We start from the raw sequence: 22304 nt of genomic DNA, 5'->3' as shown, positions 1-22304 counted from the left end.
CCGTTACCGCAGGAAGCGGTCCAGCGCGGCCTCGATGGTGCCGCTGTCCGGGGACGCGTACGACTTCATCGTCACCTTGTTGTAGGAGATGAAGCTCGGGCACCGGGCGGCGGGCGCGGTCACCGTGCCGCCGTCACCGACCTTCTCGCCGGTCTTGGCGGCGTGGAAGGTCAGGGTGTACCGCGAGGAGATGTAGTCGACGGTGACGACCTTGTCCTCGCTGTTCTTGTACTGGCACTTCTTCGGCGTGCCCTCGCTGCCCTCGACCATCTTGAGGCAGCCGATGACCGACACCGTGGCGAAGTCCGCCGACTTCGCGTAGTACGGCTTGGCCGAGCTGATCGTCTTCTGCGACCAGAACGACGGCCGGTCCGGGGAGTTGGAGAAGACGTACGCCTTCGAGCCCGCCGGCGCGGTGTACGGCGCGGCGTTGAGGATCGCTCCGCCGTCGCAGACCGCCGACATCTCGCTGGCGTACCGCGCGGTGATCGAGTCGTTGTTGGTGGGCCCGTCCGGCCCGGTCGACTCCGGCCCGCCCGCACTGGGGGTCGCGGACGGGCTGTTGTCCGGCCCGGGGGTGGCGCTGCCCGACGCCACCGGCTTCGGGTCCTCCTCGTCGCCGTTGAAGGCGACGTAGGCGAGGCCGCCGCCGCAGCACAGCAGCGTCAGCGTGACCGCGCCGGCAGCGAGGCCGACGATGAGGCCCTTGCTCTTGCCGCCGCTCGGGGGCGGGGTGGGCGCGTACGGCGCCGGCCCGGGGTAGCCCGGCTGGCCGGGGAACGGCGCCGCGGGCTGCGCGCCGTACGGGGCACCCGACCCCGGCTGCGCGCCGTACGGGGCACCCGACCCCGGCTGGGCGCCGTAGGGGGCGCCCGACGCGGGCTGGGCACCGTAGGGCGCACCCGACGCCGGCTGCGAGCCGTAGGGCGCGCCGGAGGCCGGCTGCGCACCGTACGGGGCGTTCGGGTCGGGCTGGTTGCCCCACGCTCCGGCGTTCGGGTCCGGATAGCCTCCGTAGGGAGGGTGATTGTCACTCATCTGAGGTTCTTCCACCTGTCGTCCGTGGTTCCGGCGATCAACCACCCCGCAGCGTAATGACGCCTGCAAATTCACGATCGCCGACATTCGATACGTTCTTCACCAGCCGTGCCGAGGTCACTCCGGTGCGTGCGTGCCCGGATCCGGTATCCGGCCGCCTATCAGGCGGGACGGGCCGGGGACCGTTGTGACGCAACGAATCGACCGATCGGCGATCGACCTGTACCCGACATCCCCGACGCCGAAAAGTGTGACGTACGCGACACCTACCGACACTCGGCGGTGCGGCGGCGGACCACATCCTGGACCACCTTTTAATGAGGTTCGTCGATATTGACGCACGTCACAGGCGCGGACAGAATCCCAGCACCACCACCAGGACCCCTCCGGGAGGGCCCCATGATCCGTCCCCGCCTGCCGCTGATGCGGACCGCCACCAGACTTGCCGCGGTCGCCGCGGCCACCGCCGGCGTGCTGCTCGCGGTCACCGCACCCGCCGTCGCCGCCGCGCCCGCCGGCCGCTACGTCGCGCTCGGCGACTCCTACACCTCCGCCCCGCTCGTGCCCACCCAGATCGACCTGAACTGCCTGCGTTCCAACCGCAACTACCCGTCCCTGGTCGCCGCGTCCGCCGGCTCGTCGTCGTTCGCCGACGTGAGCTGCTCCGGGGCCACCACCGAGGACATCCTGTCCGGCGGCGACGGGGCGCTGGGCATCCCGCTGCCGCCGCAGGTCAGCGCCGTCACCTCGGCCACCGCGCTGGTGACCGTCCAGATCGGCGGCAACGACATCGGCTTCTCCGGCATCATCGGCGACTGCGCCGAGGCGAGCGTGAGCAGTCCCCTCGGCTCGCCCTGCAAGGACCGGTTCACCGCGGGCGGCACCGACCAGTTGCGGGCCCGGATCGCTGCCACCGCGCCCAAGGTGACAGCAGTGTTGCGGGCGGTCCGCCAGGCCGCGCCGAACGCGCGCGTGGTGGTGCTCGGCTACCCGGCGATCCTGCCCGACAGCGGGTACGGCTGCTGGCCGGTGGTGCCGATCGCCTACCAGGACGTGCCGTACCTGCGCGGTGTCCAGAAGGCGCTGAACACGATGCTGGCCGACACGGCGGCGGCGGGCGGGGCGAGCTACGCCGACGTCTACACGCCGTCGATCGGGCGGGACGCGTGCAAGAGCAGCGGCACCCGCTGGGTGGAGGGACTGGTGCCGCAGAACTCCGCCGCGCCGTTCCACCCGAACGCCCGGGGCGAGCAGGGCATGGCCACCGCCCTGCTGGCGCACCTGAGCTGACCGCACGCCGTGAGCCGGCCCTCGCCGAGGCGGAGCCGGCTCACGGTTCGCGGCCTCACACCCGGGTGATGCGGACCGCGTCGGCGACCACGTAGCCGGCGCCGGCGCTCCAGCGGCTCACCCCGACCTTGTCCCCGGTCCCGGCGGGGAGCGTGAACACGCCGAGCGAGACCCAGCGTCCGCCGCCGGTGCGCTGGTCGACCGCCACCGACCGATTGCCGGTCGTGGTGGCGACGAGGTACGGGGTGCGGTCGTTGTAGCCGGGGTCGGCCGGGTACCACACCGACACCTCGTAGGAGCCGGTCGCGGGCAGGCTCGCCCGGAACCAGGCCACGTCGCTGGACGCCACCGGGGTGGCGAAGCGGTAGTCGGCGCCGTGGCGCTGCCCGGAGTACGCGGAGGTGCCCCACGCCGCGCCCGCGCTGAACCCGCCCGACGTGGCGTTGTCGACGGTGACGCTCCACGTGGCGGGCGGGGCGCCGGCCCGTACGTCCAGGTAGTTGCGGTCGATCTTCATGGTCACGCCGCCCCACGTCTCGGTGACGTCCCCGGCGTACTGGTGCAGGCGCTGCTGGTCGGCGTAGCGGTCGTCGGCGCAGTACGTGCCCCCGTCGGTGTCCGCGACGCCGTTCCACCAGGCGATCCAGATCTGGTCCAGGCGCAGGTACCGGGTGTCGTCGTAGGCGGCGCAGACGTCGGTGATGCCGGACGATCCGCTGGAGTACATGCCGGCGAGGTAGCCGCGCGTGTGCAGCCGCTCGACCCAGCCGGAGAGGAAGGAGAGCACGGCGGCCCGGCAGCTCGCGTTCGACGGGTACTGCTCGATGTCGTTGTAGAGCGTGCTGCCCGTGCCGATGCCGAGCGCCGCCGCGGCGGCGGCCGCGCTGTCCGCCGCGGTCCTCCCCTGCCCGCGGGCGGTGGCCGGGTCGGCGGACATCTTCGGGGTACGGGTGCCGCACGGCGCCTGGTAGCCCAGTTCGATCGGGATGAGCCGCCAGCCCTTGCGGGTCTGGTCGGCGACCCAGGTCGCGGTCAGGTTCGGCTGTGCGCACGTGCGGCTGCCGCCGCTGATGTAGACGCCGACCGCGCGGTACGGCGACGCGGTCAGCCAGGCGTCCATCGCGGCCTGCGACGGCGCGGTGCACGTGTCGAAGCCCTTGCCGGTGAAGGTGCCCGGCTGCGGGCCGACCGCGGCGACGGCGGCAGGCGCCTCGGCCGCGGCAGGCGTCCCGGCCGCGGCGGCAGGCGCGGCCGGAGCCGTGGCCGCGAGCACGGCGAGAAGTGTCAGGGCCGTGGCGATCGCTCTCATCGGCGCCCCTCCCGTGAAGGATTCCTCGCTCGACGGCGAGACTTGGGCAGGATTTCTACCACGCATCGACGGATGACGACAGATGGCGGTGGCGAAAGTTTTCACGGCAGAAACGATCATTGAAGGGTATCGACAGAACGGCAGGTGCCGGTATAGCGTGCCCGCACTCACATCCGTCGATCGGTGAAGCGCCGTCACCCGAGGAGCGCCATGCCCACGTCACGATCCCCCCGTCTGCGACGCCGAGGTCTGCTCGGCGTACCCGCCCTGGTGGCCGCCGCCCTCGCAGTGGCCGTCCGTCCCGGTACGGCGCACGCCGCGCCGAAGGCCGAGTGCCTCGCCGACCTGCTCGGGGAGCAGTGATGGCCACCATTCCCTGGCTGGTGGACGTGCTGCGCGGCGCCGGCGTACAGGTCGTGGTAGAGGGCGACTGGCTCAACCGGATGCGCCCCGGCTCGTTCGACCCGATCGGCGTGCTCTGGCACCACACCGCCGCCACGTCCAGCGCCACCAACCCGCACCCGGCACTGAACATCTGCATCAACGGCCGGTCCGACCTGCCCGGCCCGCTCTGCCAGGCCCTCGTGGACTACCACGGCGTGTTCCACGTGATCTCCGCCGGCCGGTGCAACCACGCCGGCACCAGCGGCGGCAGCGGCCCGATCCCGGCCGGGGACGGCAACACCCTGATGATCGGGTGGGAGATCGACTACAACGGCGTCGACCAGCGGATGACCACCGCCCAGTACAACGCGAGCATCGCGGCCACCGCCGCCGTGCTCAAGCGGCTCGGCCGGGACTCCAGCTACGCCCGCGGCCACCGGGAGACCAGCACGACCGGCAAGATCGACCCGTCCTTCATCGACCTGAACACGATGCGCGCCGACGTGGCCGCCAAGATGGCCGGTGGTGGCACCGGCTGGACGTCGATCGTGGACAACGCCACCGCGGGCCGGTTCACCGCGAGCGCCAACTGGGGCACCTCGACGTACTCCGGGCAGCGCTACGGCGCCGACTACCGCTACGCGGACCCGGTCGCCGCGAGCGACGCGGCCTGGTACAGGTTCAACGTCCCCCGCACCGGCAACTACCGGGTCGAGGCGTGGTGGCCGGCGAACGCGGGCTACAACGCGGCCACGCCGTACATCGTCGCCACGACCACCGGCAACCGGACGGTGGTGGTCGACCAGCGGGCGACCGGCGGGCAGTGGCGCTCCCTCGGCACGTTCACGCTGCCGGCCGGGGACGCCAACCGCGTCGCGGTCAGCCGGTGGAGCTCCGCCGCCGGCCTGGTCATCGCCGACGCGGTCCGGCTGACCGAGGTCTGAGTTCGGGCGTACCGACGCGGCCGGGTGGGCGCCCACCCGGCCGCGTCCGCCGCCGGTCACCGCAGCGACCGGCGGCCCGGCCGTGCGGGCCCACGTCGGCGCCGCGCGTCACCGGCCGGTCTCCGGTCCACCAGCACCCGGACCGCTGCCGGGCGTTTGCCTCCGGCCCCGCCGGGTAGGACGCTGCGCCACCCGAGGGCGGGCCGTGCAGGCGGCGTGGGCGGCCGGGACGTCGCGGAGGGTCGATGACGGCTGGACCAGGGCGGGCACACGCCCCGCCGGGCGAGGTGGTGGAGCTGCGGGTGCACGGGGTCTCCGCGGGCGGGGCCGCCGAGGTGCTGGGCCGGCCGCTGGTCCGGCAGGTCGCGGGCGACCGCAGCGCGGGCTTCTACCGTCCTCGTCCGGACCTGGCCGACGGGCGCGGCGCGGGCGGGGTGACGCTGGAGGCGTACCAGTGGAACGACCTGCCGTCCGGCACCGCGCTGCGTACCCTGTCGCTGCTGTTCCTGATGCCCTTCATGCTGCTCAACGTGGCCGTGTGGATGCGGCCGGGGGACGCGGTCGGCGGCGCGGTGGTGCGGGCGCTGTGCCGGGTGCTGGGGTTGAGCCTGACCGCGCTGTACGTGCTCGCCGGGGCCGGGGTCGCACTGGATCTGGTGGCCTGGCAGTGCCTGTCCGTGCCGGCCTGCGTCGCCGACCGGGAGTGGCTGTCCTGGATGGGCGGGCGGCCGGTCGGGCTGCGGCTCGTGGTGCTGGCGCTCGTCCCGGCGGCCGCGGTGAGCCTGGTCTGGTGGGGCTCCCGGCGGCCGGGACGCTCGTTCACCGCGTTCCGGGCGCCGGAGCGGGCATCGGCCGGGCCCCCGCTGAGCACGATCGGCCAGTGGGACACCGAGCCGCTGATGGGCCGGTTGCGCTCGATCCACATCGCGGCGGCCTTCGCCACCCTCGACGGCTGTCTCCTCGCCGCCCGGGCCGCGCAGGGCGTCCCGCCCACGGTGGCGGTGCTGCTGGCGGTCACCGGCGCGGTGCTGCTCGCCTGCCTGGTCCTGGTCTGCGTGCCGCCGCTCGTCGACCGGGCGCCCACCGACCCGCGACGTGACCGGGTCGCCCGGGTGCTGCGCGGCACCGCGATCGGGCTCACCGTCGTGGTGGCCGGCTACCTGCTGCTCGCCCCGGCCCGCTGGCGTACCGGCGGCGGGCTGCCCGGCTACGGCTCGATCCTGACCTGGCTGCTGGTCACGCACGCGGTACTGCTCGGCGGCCTGGCCGCGGTGCTGATCTGGCACCGCCTGCGGGTCCGCGGCCACCAGCCGCCGAACGGGCTCGGGGCGCTCGTGGTCGCCGCGGCGGCGGGCGGGCTCGCGGTGGCCTACTCCGCCGAGCTGGTCCAGCGCACCGCCGACCTGCTGGACCGGGGCGTGTCCCCGGCGGACGACATACCGGGCCCGGCGCACGCGTACACCTGGGCGATCTACGGCTTCTTCCGGGCGCTGCTGGTCACCCTGGTGGTCGCGGCCGTGGTGGCGCTGGTGTCCCGGCGCGGCCGGACGCGGGCCGCCGAGGCGATCGTCGCGCGGGACTTCCCGTCGCCGCCGGCCGAGGCGGCGCCCCGGCTGCGGCAGGTCCGGACGATGATCGTCCGGGCCCGGTTCACCGACCTGCTGGTGCCGCTGGCGGTGCTGTTCGCCGTCATGGCCGGACTGGGCGCGGCGACCACCGCGATGGCGCTGGTCCGTTCCGATCCGGGCGACACGCTGGAGCACCGCACGCACGTGCCGGCGGAGCTGGTCATGTTCGGCATCGAGGTGGGCGGGGTGGCGATCTCGGCGGCGGTGCTGGCCCTCATCCTCGCCGGGATCTTCGCCTACCGCAGTCCCGGGTTCCGGCACCACGTCGGCGTGCTCTTCGACCTGGCCACGTTCTGGCCCCGGGCGGCGCACCCGTTCGCCCCGCCCTGCTACGCCGAGCGGGCCGTGCCGGAGCTGGCCCGGCGCATCACGTACCTGGTGCACAGCGGCAACGGGGTGCTGCTGTCCGGCTACAGCCACGGCTCGGTGCTCGTCGCCGCCACCGTCCTGCAACTACCGGCGGAGGTCAGCGCGCGGGTCGCCCTGCTCACCTACAGCTCGCCGCTGCGCCGGCTCTACGCCCGGCTGTTCCCCGCCTACGTCGGCGGCGAGATGCTGCGCGGGATCGGCGGCCGGGTCGGCTGGCGGTGGCGCAACCTGTGGCGCGACACCGACGCGCTGGGCGGATGGATCTTCTCTCCGCACCGCGCGGACGAGCCGGCCCGCGTCACCGGCCCGGAGGCGACTGTGGACCGTCGTCTCCGGGATCCGGATAGCCTGGTGGCGCCGCCCTGGGACAGCGTCCCGCCACCGATCAAGGGTCACCTCCCGTCGGAGGACGACCCGGCGTACGCCGAGACGGTGCGGAACCTGGCCGGGCGGCTGCGCGCCGCCGAGCCGTGACGCGGGCCGGGTGTCACGCCGCCGGGTGGTCCGCCTCGAACCGTTCCCGGGTGAGGAACGCCAGCCTCGCCCGCTTGTCCGGCATGTCGATCTCGTCGCCGAACGTGAAGCCCTCGATGCGCAGGCGGCGCAGCATGGCGTCGTTGCGCACGTCCGGCTCGACCACCACCCGGCGCGCGGCCGGGTCGCGCAGCAGGAACCGGATCAGGGCCGGGAAGACCGCGCCGGTCAGCGAACCCGGGTACGGCCGGGGCGCGTCGAGCAGCAGATGCGTCCCCACGTCGCCGGGCTGCACCGGGTAACGCTCGCCGACCGGGTCCGCCTCCGGCTGGTAGGTCTGGAACAGCCCGATCGGCTCGCCGTCGAGCCGGATCAGGTACGCGTGGTGGGTGTCCAGCCCGTCGACGAACGCGTAGATCTCACGTACCTCGTCGACGGTGTGCGAGCCCATGCCCCAGAACCGGTTGCGGGGCCGGATCACCCAGCCGTGCAGCAGGCCGGCGTCCCGGTCGGGGCGTACCGGCTCCAGCGCCAGCTCGCCGAGGCCGGGGAGGCCCTCCAGGTGGATCACGTCGTCTCGTCTCCCGTCAGGGGGCCGGCGGGCACCGGGATCAGCGTCCCGGCGGCCCAGTGGGTCAGTTGGTCGGCGAAGTGCGTGTCGCCGGGGCGCCCGGACGCGCCGAAGGGGACGACCCAGCGGCTGGCCGCCCGGTCGGTCAGGTCCCACACGTAGCGGGCCACCGGGCCGCGCCAGCAGGCGTCGGACACGCCCGGCACGCTGGAGGTGGCGAGCACGCAGTCGGTGTCACCGGCGAGTGCCACCCGCCGCCGCATCGCGGCGACCGCGTCGGTGACCGCGGGGGCGACGCCGAGGTGCACCGGGTGCAGCAGGTGCCGGCTGCCCCACTCACCGGGCGCGGGGCCGGCCGCCACCTCGGCCAGCGCCTCGGCCGCCGGCTCCGCGAGGTCGAACGCGGCGGCCAGGTGGTCCAGCGCCAGGCCGATCCGGGCGGCCGGGTCGGTCCAGGGGGCGAACAGCTCGTCGAACCCGCACGGCTGATCGAGGGCACGCAACCCCGGGTGTACGCGCAACCGCCGGGCCAGCGCCGCCCGCCAGGCCGCGTACGCGCCGGCCTCGGCCGAGCCGACCGCCATCGCCCGGTCCCATCCGCGCAGCCGCAGCAGCAGCGCGCGGGCGGGTTCGTCGAGCCGGCCCGGGTCGAGCCGGTCGAGCAGCCGGTACAGCGGTCCGGCCGGGAGCCGGTCGTCGGTGTGCACTGTGGACGGCTCGGTGCCGTCGGCGAGCAGCGCCCGGATCCGGCGGGCCCGGTGCGGCGGGGCGAAGTCGGCGCCGTGCGCGGCGACGTCGTCGCGCCGGTCGTTGGCGCACACCGCCACGCCGTCGACCCCCTCGTCGACCAGCGGCAGGTAGTCGCCCCGCCACCGGTAGGCCGTCTCCCAGGCCGGCACGGGTTCGCGGCGGCACCGTTCGTCGCGTACCGGGACCAGGCCCGCGACCAGGCGGCGGACGCCTCCCCCGGTGTCGGCGGCGAGCACGCTGTTGACCGGCTCGACCCAGTGGCGCAGCGCGTCGGCGACGTCGCCGGTACGCCGGGCGCGCAGCAGCGGCAGCAACGCCTCGAAGCCGAGCCGGGCCTCGACCCGGCTCGGGGAGCGCAGCGCGATCGCCTCGCCGGTGACCCGGTCGTGGTCGATCACCGGCCCGCGCGGCGTCTCGATCACCTCGACCGCCTCGGGGGCGCCGCCGCGCACCTCGATCTCCTCGACGTGGCACGCGGCGGGCGTCCAGCCGTCGGCGTCGCGGACCAGCACCCGGTCGCCGTCGCGGCGCAGCCGTTCGCGGTAGAGATCCTGGTAGTCGGCCATCGCGTTGGTGACGGCCCAGGCCACGTGGCCGGTGTGGCCGAAGTGCGGCACGCCGGGTACGCCGGGGAAGGCGAGACCGACCACGTCGAACTCCGGGCAGGCCAGGCGGACCTGCTGGTAGACGCCGGGGAGTTCGAGCAGCCGGTGCGGGTCACCGGCGATCAGCGGGCCGCGCCCGGTGGCCGGGTCGGCGGGCAGGGCCCAGGCGTTGCTGCCGGACGAGGCCGGTCCCTCGACCGCGAACAGCCCGGCCGCCTCGGGGCCGAGCGTGCGGGCCACGTGCGCGTGCCAGAGCTTGTTCGGGAACGTGGAGAACAGCACGTGCTGGACGAGGAAGACGCCGAGCGGCGACCAGGGGTGCCACGGTTCGGGCGCGGTGCCGGTGGCGGCGAACTCGGGCGCGGCGGCGGCGCCCTCGGCGAGTCCGGAGTTGACCCCGTCGACGTACGCCTCGACCCACCGCCGGGTATCAGGGTCCAGCCGTTCGTAGCAGCGCCGGGCGGTGTCGTCCAGCCGTACGCGGCGGGCGAACCGGTCCCACGCCAGCTCGGCCGGGCCGACGTGGGCGGCCAGGCGGCCCTCGGCGCGCCACCGCTCGACGCTGATCTGCCAGGCCCGGTCCAGCGCGGCGACACGCCCCTGCAGACGCGCCAGCGCGTCGACGTCGCCGGCCCACAGTTGGGGCACGCCCCACTGATCGCGATCGACGCGTGTCATCGTCTCGCGCCGCCTCGGCGCGCCGGGCGACGGTTCCGTTCGACAGTCAACTTAGGATAACCTCCCCTAACCGAGGGCGACCTTACCGCGACGGGGGCGGGGCGCCAACCGGCGGCACATCCGGGACAAAGCATCCCGAGTCGCGCTTGATAGTTAGGCGAGCCTAACCTAACCTGATCGCCGCGGCTCTGGCCGCGTCCTGTCCGTACGACCGCTGGGATGTCGCATGAGTTCGATCGGGAGCCCGACCGGCGCCGCACCCGCCGAGACCGGCCGCGCCGCCGCCACGGCACGCGACCACCTGTTCAACGCCGACTCGCTCGGGCGCTACCGGGACGTGCTGGCGCGCGGCGTGGACCGGGTGGCCCGCCGGGTGGCCGAGGCGGACCGCCCGTTCACCGGCGTCACGCCCGAGGAACTGGCCCCGCTCGTCGGCGCCATCGACCTGGACCGGCCGCTCGGCGACACCGACGCCGCCCTGGACGAGCTGCACGACGTGTGGCTGCGCGACGCCGTCTACTTCCACCACCCGCGCTACCTGGCCCACCTGAACTGCCCGGTGGTCATCCCGGCGCTGCTCGGCGAGGCGGTGCTCAGCGCGGTGAACTCCTCACTGGACACCTGGGACCAGAGCGCCGGCGCGACGCTGATGGAGCGCCGCCTGATCGAGTGGACGGCCGGGCGCATCGGGCTCGGCGCCGGCGCCGACGGGGTCTTCACCAGCGGCGGCACCCAGTCGAACCTCCAGGCGCTGCTGCTGGCGCGCGAGGAGGCGTACCGCACTGTGGTGGGCGGCGCCGACGGCCGGCCGGACCGGCCGCTGGTGCTGTCCCGGCTGCGGATCCTCACCTCCGCAGCCGGGCACTTCAGCGTGCAGAAGGCCGCCAAGCTGCTCGGCCTGGCCGCTGACGCGGTGCTCACCGTGCCCACCGACGCGGGTCGGCGGATGCGCACCGACGAGCTGGTCCGCGCGATCGACAACTGCCACCGCGACGGTCAGGTGGTGATGGCCGTCGTCGCCACCGCCGGCACCACCGACTTCGGCACCGTCGACCCGCTGCCGGAGATCGCCGACATCTGCGCCGCCGCGGGCGTCTGGCTGCACGTCGACGCCGCGTACGGCTGCGGGCTGCTGGTCTCCCCCACCCGCCGGCACCTGCTCGACGGTATCGAGCGCGCCGCCTCGGTGACTGTCGACTACCACAAGTCGTTCTTCCAGCCGGTCAGCTCCAGCGCGCTGCTGGTCCGCGACGGCCGGACGCTGCGCCACGCCACCTGGCACGCCGACTACCTCAACCCGGTCCGCGCGGTCGAGCAGGGCATCCCGAACCAGGTCGACAAGAGCATCCAGACGACCCGCCGGTTCGACGCGTGCAAGCTGTGGCTGACCCTGCGGATCATGGGGCCGGACGCGATCGGCGCACTGTTCGACCAGGTCGTCGACCTCGCGGCGCAGGCGTGGCGGCGGCTCGACGCCGACCCGCGCTTCGAGGTGGCCGCGCCGTCGCAGCTGAGCACAGTGGTCTTCCGGTACCGGCCCGCCGGCCTCGCCGCCGACCTGGTCGACGAGGCCAACCTGCACGCCCGCGAGGCGCTGGCCGCCTCCGGCGCCGCCCTCGTCGCCGGCACCAAGGTCGACGGCGCGCACCACCTGAAGCTCACATTGCTCAACCCCGAGACCACGCCGGACGACATCGCCCACGTGCTGGACCTCATCGCCGACCACGCCGCCTGGTACGCCCGAACCGCCACCGCCACCGAGCTGTCCTGCCCGGTCGGCTGACCCCCGCCGAGGAGAACGAGAACCCCATGTCGACCCACGACTTCATCGCCGTCGGGCTGGGCCCCTACAACCTCGGCCTGGCCTGCCTCACCGCCCCGATCGACGACCTCGACGGGCTGTTCCTGGAGGCCCGGGACAGCTTCGACTGGCATCCCGGCATGCTGCTCGAATCGACTCGGCTCCAGACGCCGTTCATCGCCGACCTGGTCACGCTCGCGGACCCGACCTCGCCGTACTCGTTCCTGAGCTACCTGAAGGAGACCGGCCGGCTCTACCCGTTCTACATCCGGGAGAGCTTCTTCCCGCTGCGCGCCGAGTACAACGACTACTGCCGCTGGGCCGCCGCCAAGCTGCCGAACCTGCGCTTCCGGCACGCCGTCACCGCCGTCGAGTACGACGAGACCGACGACAGGTACGTGGTGCACGCGGACACGCCGGACGGGCCGGTCACGCACCGGGCCCGGCATCTCGTGCTCGGCACCGGCACCCCGCCGAACCTGCCGCCGGCCTGCGCCGGGCTCGGCGGTGACATGATCCACAACTCGCGCTACCTGGAACACCGGGAGGCGCTGCGGGCCAAGGACAGCATCACCATCGTCGGCAGCGGCCAGAGCGCCGCCGAGATCTACCACGACCTGCTCGGCGACATCGACACGTACGGCTACCAGCTCACCTGGGTGACCCGCTCGCCCCGGTTCTTCCCGCTGGAGTACACCAAGCTCACGCTGGAGATGACCTCGCCGGACTACGTGGACTACTTCCACGCGCTGCCCGAGCCGACCCGCTACGCGCTGGAGGCCGCGCAGAAGCCGCTGTTCAAGGGCATCAACGCCGACCTGATCAACGACATCTACGACCTGTTGTACGCCAAGAGCCTGCCCGGGCCGGTGCCCACCCGCCTGCTCACCAACACCGAGCTGATCGAGGCGGCGTACGCCGACGGCCGCTACCGGCTTGGGCTGCGCCACATCGAGCAGGACCGCGCGTTCACGCTGGACACCGAAGGGCTGGTGCTGGCCACCGGCTACCACTACCGGGTGCCGGAGTTCCTCGCGCCGGTACGCGACCGGCTGCGCTTCGACGCGCACGGCCGCTTCGACGTGGCCCGCAACTACAGCGTCGACCACACCGGCCGGGGCGTGTTCCTGCAGAACGGCGGCACCCACACGCACAGCATCACCTCACCCGACCTGGGCATGGGCCCGTACCGCAACTCGTGGCTGATCCGGGAGATGACCGGCCGGGAGCACTACCCGATCGAGAAGGCGATCGCGTTCCAGGAGTTCGGCGCGCCCGCCGGGGCGCCGGCATGAGCGAGCGCACCGAGCGAAGCGAGGGCCGCGAGCGCATGCCCAACCGGCCCGGCATGAGCGCCCGCATGACCACCTTCATCCGCGTCGACGACGCGCTGGGCGAGTTCACGCTGCGCCCGCTGGACCCGGACGCCGACGCCGCCCTGCTGCACCGCTGGGTCACCCATCCCAAGTCGGCGTTCTGGCTGATGCAGGACGCCGACGTGGCGGCGGTCGCCGCCGAGTACCGTCGCATCGCCGGCCACCCGCACCACGACGCGTACCTGGGGTCGTGGCGCGGCGCCCCGGCGTTCCTGGCCGAGCGGTACGACCCGGCGCACGTCGAGCTGGCCGGCCTGTACGACCCGGAGCCCGGCGACGTCGGCATGCACTTCCTCTGCGCCCCCGCCGACACGCCGGTGCACGGCTTCACCCGTGCCGTCATCACCACGGTGATGGCCTGGCTGTTCGCCGACCCGGCGACCCGCCGGGTGGTGGTCGAGCCGGACGTGCGCAACACGGCGGTGCACGCACTCAACGCGGCAGTCGGCTTCACCGTCGTCGGCCCGATCCGCAAGCCCGAGAAGGAGGCGCTGCTCAGCGTCTGCACGCGGGACCAGTTCCGGGCCGCCACCGGCGCGCCCACAGGCGAGGAAGGGGCACCGGCGTGAACGCCAGCGCATCCGTGGACCACCTGACCCCCGAGGCGTGGGCGACGGCCAACCGGCTGCTGGTGCGGAAGGCGCTCGCCGAGTTCGCCCACGAGCGCCTGATCACCCCCGAGCCCATCGCCCCCGGGCAGTGGCTCGTGCGCAGCGACGACGGCGCCGTGGAGTACCGGTTCGCCGCGCGGCGGCTGGCGCTGGACCACTGGGAGGTCGACGCGGACAGCATCGTGCGCCGCCGCGACGGTGCTGACCTGCCGCCCGACGCCGTGGACCTCTGCGTGGAGCTGCGCGGCGCGCTCGGCCTCACCGACGCGATCCTGCCGGTCTACCTGGAGGAGATCACCTCCACGCTCGCCGGGACCGCGTACAAGCTGGCCAAGCCCGCGGTGAGTGCCGCCGAGCTGGCCGTCGCCGGGTTCCAGGCGATCGAGACCGGCATGACCGAGGGACACCCCTGCTTCGTGGCGAACAACGGCCGCATCGGCTTCGGCGTGCACGAGTACCACGCGTACGCCCCGGAGGCCGCCACGCCGGTACGGCTGATCTGGCTCGCCGCGCACCGCGACCACACCACGTTCACCTGCGCCGACGACCTGGACTACGACACGCTGGTCCGGGCCGAGCTGGGCGAGCAGACGCGGGCCGGGTTCACCGCCACGCTCACCGGGCTGGGCCTCGACCCGGCCGACTACCTGTTCGTCCCGGTGCACCCGTGGCAGTGGTGGAACAAGCTCGCCGTAACGTTCGCCGGTGAGGTGGCCGCGCGCCGGCTGGTCTGCCTCGGCGAGGGGCCGGACGAGTACCTCGCGCAGCAGTCCATCCGGACCTTCTTCAACGTCAGCGACCCGGCGAAGCACTACGTGAAGACCGCGCTGTCGGTGCTGAACATGGGCTTCATGCGCGGGCTGTCCGCCGCGTACATGGAGGCGACGCCGGCCATCAACGACTGGCTGGCCGGGCTGATCGAGGGCGACCCGGTGCTCAAGCGCACCGGCCTGTCGATCATCCGGGAGCGGGCCGCGATCGGTTACCGGCACCGGCAGTACGAGGCGGCCACCGACAGGTACTCCCCGTACCGGAAGATGCTGGCGGCGCTGTGGCGGGAGAGCCCGGTCCCCGGGCTGGAACCCGGGCGGCGGCCGGCCACCATGGCCTCGCTGCTGCACCTGGACCGCGACGGGCGGTCGCTGGCCGCGGCGCTGATCGACGAGTCGGGTCTGGCGCCGGCCGACTGGCTGCGCCGCTACCTGGACGCCTACCTGGTGCCGCTGCTGCACAGCCTGTACGCCTACGACCTGGCGTTCATGCCGCACGGCGAGAACGTCATCCTGGTGCTGCACGGCGGCGCCGTCGAGCGGGTCGTCTTCAAGGACATCGCCGAGGAGATCGTGGTGATGGACCCGGACGCGGACCTGCCGGAGCGGGTACGGCGGATCCGGGCCGCCGTACCAGAGGACGAGAAGATCCTGTCCATCTTCACCGACGTCTTCGACTGCTTCCTGCGGCACCTGAGCGCCGCCCTGCACACCCGGGGCGTGCTCGACCAGGACGAGTTCTGGCGCACCGTCGCCGAGTGCGCCGCCGACTACGCCGCGACGGTGCCGCACCTGGCCGACCGGATGCGCCGGCACGACCTGTTCGCGCCGGAGTTCACCCTGTCCTGCCTCAACCGGCTCCAGCTGCGCAACAACCAGCAGATGGTGGACCTGTCCGACCCGTCGGCCGCGTTGCAGTTCGCCGGCACGCTGGTCAACCCGCTCGCCCCGTACGCGCCGCGCCGATGACGAAGCGGGCCGGCGCGCCATGCGCCGGCCCGCTTCACAGTCGATCAGTTCTCCGCGCGACCGGCCCGCCAGTAACCCATGAACGCCACCGCGCGCCGGTCCATGCCCCGCTCGGTGACCAGGTGTCGGCGCAGGCCGCGGATCACCGCCGCCTCCCCGGCCAGCCAGGCGTAGAGCGCCGCCCCGTCGGGCCGCTCCGGCACCTCCCAGAGGATGTCCCGGTCCACGTCCACCTCGGCCAGCGGCGCGGCGGCCACCGCGACGGGTACCGGCACCAGCCGGCCGGCCAGGCTCGTCACGGCCGGGGTGAGCCGGCTGCCGTGCGGGGCGCCGTCGCGGGGCAGCCAGGTCACGGTGACGCCGGCCGGGGCCCGGCAGGGCAGCTCGTCGCCGGTCTCCGGCACCTCCACGAGCGCGTGCCCGCGCGCCTCGGCGGGCAGCCGCTCCAGGATCGCGCAGATCGCCGGCGCGGCGGTCTCGTCGCCTGCGAGCAGCAGCGTCGCGCCGGCCGGCGGCTGGAACTCGACCCCGCCGTGCGGGCCGTCCCAGCCGGCGTCCGGGCCGACGACGGCGATCCGGTCGCCGAGACGCGCCCGCCGCGCCCACCGGGTGGCCGGGCCACCGTCGCCGTGCAGCGCCATGTCCACGTCCACCTCGTACGCCTCCGGCCGGACGGCCCGGACGGTGTAGGTGCGGATCGGGCTGCGCAGCGCTTCCGGCAGCTCACGCCACCGCGGGAACCAGTCCGGCCCGTCGGGCAGCTCCCCCGGCGCGCCGTCGACCGGCGGCAGGGCCAGCTTGATCCGCTGGTCGTACCCGTTGTCTGCGAACCGGTCCAGGTCCGGGCCGGTCAGCGTCACCCGCAGGAAGGACGGGCCGAGCCGGCGTAGCGCGCGAACCTCGACGGTGAAGACTCGCCAGGGCGCGACGGCCAGGGTGCTGGTCATGCGTCATTCCTCTCACGGCCGGTGGGGGGTGCGTCGGTGAACGGGTCAACGGGCGGCTGCCGCGGCGCGGGAACGCCACAGCAGCCAGACGAAGTACGGGGTGCCGATCATGGCGGTGACCAGACCGGCGGGGACCTGGGCGGGGGCGATGACGCTGCGGCCGAGCGTGTCGGCGAGGCTGACCAGGGTGGCGCCGAGCAGCACCGCGACCGGCAGGACGCGGGTGTGCCGCCCACCGACGAGCGCCCGGGCCGCGTGCGGCGCGACCAGGCCGACGAAGCCGATCACGCCGACCGCCGACACGGCGGTGGCGGTGAGCAGCGCCGCCAGGCCGAGCGCGACCAGCCGGGCGCGTTCCAGCCGGACGCCGAGCACCCGGGGCGTGTCGTCGTCGAGCGCGAGCAGGTCCAGCTCGCGGCGCACGGCGGCGACCACCGGCAGCGCGATCAGCAGCGCGATCGCCACCGGCAGCACCTGCGGCGCGGTACGTCCGTAGGTGGAGCCGGACAGCCAGGTCAGCGCCTTGCCGGTGTTCCACGGGTCGGACGACACCACGATGAACGTGATGATCGCCGTACCGCCCTGCCAGACCGCGAACCCGATCAGCACCAGCCGGTCGGAGTTCAGTCCCCCCCGCCGGGCCAGGCCGTAGACCAGCGCGAACGCGACGACCGCGCCGAGACCGGCGGCGCCGGACAGGGCGAGCACGCCGGCCATCGGCGCGAACGTCAGCAGCGACACCGCGCCGATGCCGGCGCCGCCGGTGATGCCGAGGATGCCCGGTTCGGCGAGCGGGTTGCGGCACACCGCCTGCACCGTGGTGCCGGCCAGGGCCAGCGCGGCGCCGGCCAGCAGCGCCGCGGTGACGCGCGGCCACCGGGCGTCCAGCACGAAGGTGTACGCCGGTCCGGTGCGGCCCTGCACCCAGTTGACGATGTCGCCGAGCAGCACCCAGGTGTCGCCGGCGAGCATGCCGAGCACCAGCGCGGCGGTGACGACCACCGTGCAGACCGCGACGACGGTGGCGACGAATCCGCGGGAGCGGACGGCGGCGTGGCCGCCCGGCGCCTGCCGGGTCGGTCCGGCGTCGCGGTGGCGGCGGGCCAGCCAGACCAGCAGCACCGCGCCGAAGAGCGTGGTCACCACGCCGGTCGGCACGTCGACTCCGGCCTGCCCGCCGAGCACGGCACGCAGCAGCACGTCGGAGCCGAGCACGATGACCACGCCGACGATGCCGGACAGCGGCATCAGGATGCGGTGCCGGTGCACCTCGGGCACCCACCGGCCGAGCAGGCGGACGATCACCGGCGCGCCGAGGCCGACGAAGCCGATCGGACCGGCCAGGGTGACCGCCGCGGCGGAGAGCAGCACGGCGAGCAGCACGACCGTCAGCCGGGTACGGCGCACGTTGAGCCCGAGCACGGTGGCGGTGTCGTCGCCGAGGGCGAGCAGGTCCAGCCGGTGCCCGAGGGCCACGAGCACCAGCGCGGCGACCCCGATCACGGGGGCGAGCTGGGTGAACGCGACCAGGTCGCCCTGCACGAGCGAACCGTTGCCCCAGGCGAACAGGCCGATGGTGGCCTGCTCGAACAGCAGCATGAGCAGCATGGTCAGCGAGGCCAGCGCCATCGCGGTGGCCGAGCCGGCGAGGATGAGCCGGGTGGTGGCGGCCTGGCCGCCGGCCGAGAGCAGCATGACCAGGGAGGCGGCGGCGAGTCCGCCGCAGAACGCCAGCCCGCCCGCGGGCAGCGCGGGCAGCGCGATCCCGAACGCGGCGGTGGAGACGATCGCCAGGTGCGCGCCCGCGTTGACGGCGAGCGTGTCCGGCGAGGCGAGCGGGTTGCGGGTGGTCGACTGCAACGCCGCGCCGGCGAAGCCGAGCGCGACGCCGACGGCCAGGCCGGTGAGCAGCCGGGGCAGGCGGGAGGCGACGAGCACCCGGGCGGTCTCGTCGTCGCCGCCGGTGAGCAGCCGCAGCAGGTCCAGCGCCCCCACCGAGGAGGTGCCCTGGGTGAGGTGCACCGCGGTGATCGCGACGAGCAGCGCGGCGGCGAGGGCGAACGCGCCGGCTACCCGGCTGCGCCGGGCGGGCGGCGGCCCGACCGGGGCCGGCCGGGTGGCCGGCCCCGGCGGGGCGGGGGCGGTCATCGCGCTCAAGCCGTGTAGACCTTGACCAGCTCGTCGATGTACTGCTTGGCGGACAGCGTGCCGCCGAAGGTCCAGATGCCGTTGGGCATCTTGTGCAGCTTGTTCTGCTGGACGAACGGCAGGGAACGCCAGATCGCGTTGCCGGCGAGGCCGTCGGCGAACACGTCGGTGCCGTCCGAGGCGTTGTAGAAGAAGTGCACGTCCTGGCCCTTGAGGACGGTCATGCCCTCGACGTCGGTCTGGCCCAGGCCCCACATCTCGTCGGTCTTGCCGGTCCAGGCGTTCTTGAGGCCGAGCTGGATGCCGAGCTGGGAGACGAGCGCGCCCTGGCCGAACATCCGGATCGAGACGGTGCTGCCTTCCTTCCAGCCGTCGGCGATGGCGAACTGCTTGCCGGCCGCGCCGGCGTCGGCGATCTTCTTCTTGCCCTCGGCGATGGCGGCGTCGAAGTCGGCGAGCAGCTTGTCCGCCTGCGCGGTGCGGCCGGTCGCGGTGGCGATCATCTTCAGGTCCGTACGCATCCGGCCGATGTTGTCGGAGGCGTCGCTGCCCTTGGTGACCAGCACCGGGACGTACTTCTCCAGCTGGGTGACGACGGCGGAGCCGCGCTCGGCCTCCATCACCACGAGGTCCGGCTGGAGGGCGACGATGGAGTCGACGCTCGGCTCACCCCGGGTGCCGACGTCCTTGACGCTCGCGTCGAGCGGGGCGGCGGTCACCCAGGTGGCGTACCCCTTGGGGTCGGCCACGCCGACCGGCATCACGCCGAGGCCGACGAGCATCTCCACCTCGCCCCACTCCAGGCCGACGACCTTGGTGGCGGGGCTCTTCAGCGTGATGGTCTTGCCCCGGCTGTCGGTGACGGTGACCGGGCCGGTGGACGCGGCGTCGGAGGGGGACGGTGCGGCGGCGGGCTCCTCGGTGGTGCCGCAGCCGGCGATCAGCAGCGCGCTCGCCGCGGCGGCGACGAGCAGGGTCATTCGGGTACGCAGCATCGGGTTTCTCTTCTGTGTGCAGGAGTCGGTCAGGCGGAGACGCGGGTCGTGTGCCGGCCGACGGGACGTGTGGAGAGCAGGTTGGTGACCGGGTCGACGCTCACCTCGACGCGGATGCCGTACGCCTCGGTGAGCGCCGCCTCGGTGAACACCTCGTGCGGGGTGCCGGTACCGCGTACCCGGCCTTCGTGCAGGAGCACGACCTGGTCGGCGACGGCGGCCGCCTGGTTGAGGTCGTGCAGCACCACACCGACGGCGACGCCGGCGGTGTCGGCGAGGTCGCGCATCAGGTCGAGGATCTCCACCTGGTAGCGCAGGTCCAGGAACGTGGTCGGCTCGTCCAGCAGCAGGATCGCGGTGTCCTGGGCCAGGCAGGTGGCCAGCCAGACCCGTTGCAGCTCGCCGCCGGAGAGTTCGTCGACGGGCCGTCCGGCCATGCCGTCGACGCCTGTCACCCGCATGGCGCGGTCGATCGCGGCCGGTCCGTCGAGGTCGTTCGCGCGCCACCGCTGCCGGTACGGGTGCCGGCCGTACCCGACCACGTCCCGTACCGTCACCCCGCTGGGGGTGGGCCGGCTCTGCGCGAGCAGCGTGACCCGGCGGGCGAAGTCCCGGGCGGACAGCGTCCGGGCCGGTGTGCCGTCGGCGAGCACGATCTCGCCGTGCTCCAGCGGGTGCAGGCGGGCCAGTCCGCGCAGCAGCGTCGACTTGCCGCTGCCGTTGGGGCCGACCAGCGCCGTCACCGCCGCGGGCCGCAGCGTGATGGCGGCGTCGTGCACCACCGTCGTGCCGTGGTAGCCCAGCCGCAGCTCACTGCCGCGCAGGCCGTCGGCCCGCATCGTTCCGCTCGTCACGCAGGTTAGGCTAACCTAAGACTCGATCATCCTGTCAAGCCGGTCCTTCGGTCCGATCTCCCTCCCCCATCCCACCCCTGCCCCGGTCGATCATGAGGTTGACGGCGTCGCCGATCTCCGATCCGGCCGCCAACCTCATGATCAACCGCGTGGGGTGGCGGGGGTCAGAGCGAGACCTGGCGGCCGCCTAGGGTCACCGTCAGGCGACCGTCGCCGGCAAAGGACCAGGCCAGGGCGCCGGAGTACGTGGCGCAGCGGGAGCCGTTGCTGCCGGACCAGAACTGGTTCGAGCCGTCCACGTTGCCGACCGTCTTGTCGTTGGAGCCACTGCCGGCGAAGCGGCAGGACGTGTTGTTCCGGAACACCGAGGTGCCGGCGTCGAACGAGAAGTTGCGTTCCGTGTTGTCGATGCTCAGGTTGTTCGAGATCGTCATCGTGCCCGGGTTCCGGTTGTACGTGAACCCGTGCTTGCCGTTGCGGTACGCGATGGTGCGCCGGACGGTGTGGTTGACGGCGATGTCCTCGCCGCCGAGCTTGAAGCCGTTGCGGTCGCCGTTGCCGTTCTGCGTGCCGTTGCTCAGCGTGCCGTTGCTGTACGCGAGCGAGTCCTCGATGGTCACCGTGCCGATCGCGCCGGTGTCGGACTTGGTGTAGAGGTCCCATCCGTCGTCGATGTTGTGGTGCGACACCGCGTACCGGAAGACGTTCCCGCCGCCCACTGTGAGCTTGGCCGCGAAGCCGTCGGCGTCCTCGCCGTCGGAGTCGGCGTTGTCGTGCGACTCCACGCTGACCATCAGGTTGTTGGCCGGCCACTGGTCGCGGGGCGTACTGGAGGCGATCCGGGACAGTTGCAGCCCGGTGTCGCGGTTGAAGCGGGTCACCGTGCGCTCGATGATGTTGTTGCTGCCGCCGACGAAGATGCCGTTGTCACCGGCCCGCTCCACCACGAGCCCGCGCACGTGCCAGTACGAGGCGTTGAGCGCCAGTCCCCGGTTGGCCGGGTCCTCGCTCATCGCCGAGAAGTTCAGGATCGGCGTCTCGCCCGGGTAGGCGTACAGGTTCTTGCGGGCGCTCGACGTGCCGTTGTTGCCGGCGGCGACGGTGACCGTCTGGGACAGGTTGTACGTGCCGCCGCGCAGGTAGATCGTGCCGCCCGCGCCGACCCGGGTGATCGCCGCGGCGATCGTGGTGGGGCTGGCCTGGGTGCCGGCGGCCCCGGCGGTGCCGTTCGGCGCGGCGTAGATCGCGCCACCGGCCGGCGGCGGCGTGGTCGGCGGAGGGGTGCTCGGGGGCGGGCTGCTGGGCGGCGGCGTACTCGGCGGCGGGGCGCTGGTCGGCGGCGCACCGGTGGTGGGCGTGACGCCGCCGGTGCAGGTGACACCGTTGACGGCGAACGAGGCCGGGACCGGGTTGCTGCTGTTGTTCCAGGTGCCGTTGAAGCCGAACGACGTGCTCGCGTTGGTGCCCAGGCTGCCGTTGTAGCTGACGTTGGCGGCCCGCACCGAGGCGCCGCTGGCGGTGATCTCGGCGCCCCAGGCTTGGGCGACGGTCTGACCGGCGGCGAAGGTCCAGGTGACGGCCCAGCCGTTGAGCGGGTCGCCGAGGTTCGTCAGGTTGACGTTGGCGGTGAATCCGCCGCCCCACTGCGCGGTGACGGCGTAGTCGACGCGGCAGCCGGCGGCCGCCTGCGCGGCGGTCGCGCCGACGGCCAGGCCGGACGCGGCGAGCGCGGCAGTCGCCGCGGCGGACGTCCACAACACCGTACGGCGGTGTCGGTTGATCATGCTGGTCTC

Annotated in this window: 17 protein-coding genes; 8 read left to right on the top strand and 9 right to left on the bottom strand. The window is 73.5% G+C overall.

The features are described from left to right. Positions 1-3: 3 nt before the first annotated feature. Complete coding sequence (locus NMK34_RS13340) at positions 4-1038, bottom strand: hypothetical protein (RefSeq protein WP_318333640.1); 1035 nt, start codon at positions 1036-1038, stop codon at positions 4-6. A gap of 399 nt (positions 1039-1437) precedes the next feature. On the opposite strand from NMK34_RS13340, the gene NMK34_RS13335 reads away from it, so the two are divergent. Beyond that, positions 1438-2328, top strand: coding sequence for an SGNH/GDSL hydrolase family protein (locus tag NMK34_RS13335; RefSeq protein WP_318333639.1), 891 nt, complete (start codon positions 1438-1440; stop codon positions 2326-2328). Positions 2329-2383: 55 nt separating this feature from the next. Here the strand turns inward: NMK34_RS13335 and NMK34_RS13330 are convergent, their stop codons facing one another. Further along, positions 2384-3637, bottom strand: a complete 1254-nt coding sequence (locus NMK34_RS13330; protein WP_318333638.1) for a glycoside hydrolase domain-containing protein — start codon at positions 3635-3637, stop codon at positions 2384-2386. A gap of 210 nt (positions 3638-3847) precedes the next feature. Between NMK34_RS13330 and NMK34_RS13325 the strand changes: the two genes are divergently transcribed. The 3 genes from NMK34_RS13325 to NMK34_RS13315 all read left to right on the top strand — a co-directional run bounded on the left by NMK34_RS13325 (position 3848) and on the right by NMK34_RS13315 (position 7436). Next, complete coding sequence (locus NMK34_RS13325) at positions 3848-4000, top strand: hypothetical protein (RefSeq protein ID WP_013285768.1); 153 nt, start codon at positions 3848-3850, stop codon at positions 3998-4000. Next, a complete protein-coding gene (locus NMK34_RS13320; RefSeq protein WP_318333637.1) occupies positions 4000-4965 on the top strand; it encodes an N-acetylmuramoyl-L-alanine amidase in 966 nt (321 codons plus the stop codon). Before NMK34_RS13325 ends, NMK34_RS13320 begins: the two co-directional genes overlap by 1 nt. Positions 4966-5210: 245 nt before the next feature. Further along, positions 5211-7436, top strand: coding sequence for a hypothetical protein (locus NMK34_RS13315; protein ID WP_318333636.1), 2226 nt, complete (start codon positions 5211-5213; stop codon positions 7434-7436). A 13-nt stretch (positions 7437-7449) separates the two neighbouring features. Here the strand turns inward: NMK34_RS13315 and NMK34_RS13310 are convergent, their stop codons facing one another. Together NMK34_RS13310 and NMK34_RS13305 are read right to left on the bottom strand one after the other, a co-directional pair. Continuing rightward, positions 7450-8007: a GNAT family N-acetyltransferase gene (locus NMK34_RS13310; protein WP_318333635.1), complete on the bottom strand. Its 558-nt coding sequence runs from the start codon at positions 8005-8007 to the stop codon at positions 7450-7452. Then, positions 8004-10040: a penicillin acylase family protein gene (locus tag NMK34_RS13305; protein WP_318333634.1), complete on the bottom strand. Its 2037-nt coding sequence runs from the start codon at positions 10038-10040 to the stop codon at positions 8004-8006. Before NMK34_RS13305 ends, NMK34_RS13310 begins: the two co-directional genes overlap by 4 nt. 226 nt (positions 10041-10266) lie before the next feature. Between NMK34_RS13305 and NMK34_RS13300 the strand changes: the two genes are divergently transcribed. The 4 genes from NMK34_RS13300 (at position 10267) to NMK34_RS13285 (ending at position 15567) form a co-directional block, all read left to right on the top strand. Beyond that, positions 10267-11823 carry an aspartate aminotransferase family protein gene (locus tag NMK34_RS13300; protein ID WP_318333633.1) on the top strand — a complete coding sequence of 519 codons (1557 nt, stop codon included), beginning with the start codon at positions 10267-10269 and terminating at the stop codon, positions 11821-11823. Positions 11824-11849: 26 nt separating this feature from the next. After that, complete coding sequence (locus tag NMK34_RS13295) at positions 11850-13136, top strand: lysine N(6)-hydroxylase/L-ornithine N(5)-oxygenase family protein (RefSeq protein ID WP_318333632.1); 1287 nt, start codon at positions 11850-11852, stop codon at positions 13134-13136. 65 nt (positions 13137-13201) lie between these two features. Next, positions 13202-13786 carry a GNAT family N-acetyltransferase gene (locus NMK34_RS13290; RefSeq protein ID WP_412098952.1) on the top strand — a complete coding sequence of 195 codons (585 nt, stop codon included), beginning with the start codon at positions 13202-13204 and terminating at the stop codon, positions 13784-13786. Further along, complete coding sequence (locus tag NMK34_RS13285; protein ID WP_318333631.1) at positions 13783-15567, top strand: IucA/IucC family siderophore biosynthesis protein; 1785 nt, start codon at positions 13783-13785, stop codon at positions 15565-15567. The genes NMK34_RS13290 and NMK34_RS13285 overlap by 4 nt, the downstream gene beginning before the upstream one ends. A gap of 44 nt (positions 15568-15611) precedes the next feature. On the opposite strand, the gene NMK34_RS13280 is transcribed toward NMK34_RS13285, so the two are convergent. The 5 genes from NMK34_RS13280 to NMK34_RS13260 all read right to left on the bottom strand — a co-directional run bounded on the left by NMK34_RS13280 (position 15612) and on the right by NMK34_RS13260 (position 22295). Continuing rightward, positions 15612-16514: a siderophore-interacting protein gene (locus tag NMK34_RS13280; protein WP_318333630.1), complete on the bottom strand. Its 903-nt coding sequence runs from the start codon at positions 16512-16514 to the stop codon at positions 15612-15614. 45 nt (positions 16515-16559) lie between these two features. Beyond that, a complete protein-coding gene (locus NMK34_RS13275; RefSeq protein ID WP_318333629.1) occupies positions 16560-18662 on the bottom strand; it encodes an iron ABC transporter permease in 2103 nt (700 codons plus the stop codon). A gap of 5 nt (positions 18663-18667) precedes the next feature. Beyond that, positions 18668-19657: an iron-siderophore ABC transporter substrate-binding protein gene (locus NMK34_RS13270; protein ID WP_318333628.1), complete on the bottom strand. Its 990-nt coding sequence runs from the start codon at positions 19655-19657 to the stop codon at positions 18668-18670. 29 nt (positions 19658-19686) lie between these two features. Beyond that, a complete protein-coding gene (locus NMK34_RS13265) occupies positions 19687-20496 on the bottom strand; it encodes an ABC transporter ATP-binding protein (protein ID WP_135243898.1) in 810 nt (269 codons plus the stop codon). A 179-nt stretch (positions 20497-20675) separates the two neighbouring features. Beyond that, the gene (locus NMK34_RS13260) at positions 20676-22295 is read right to left on the bottom strand and encodes a cellulose-binding domain-containing protein (RefSeq protein ID WP_318333627.1); all 1620 of its coding nucleotides are present in this window, start codon (positions 22293-22295) and stop codon (positions 20676-20678) included. Between the last annotated feature and the right edge of the window lie 9 nt (positions 22296-22304).

It is taken from the genome of Micromonospora sp. BRA006-A (assembly GCF_033433935.1).
Lineage (GTDB): Bacteria > Actinomycetota > Actinomycetes > Mycobacteriales > Micromonosporaceae > Micromonospora > Micromonospora aurantiaca.
Note: the sequence above shows the minus strand (reverse complement) of the source record. Positions and strands in the feature narration are given on the sequence as shown.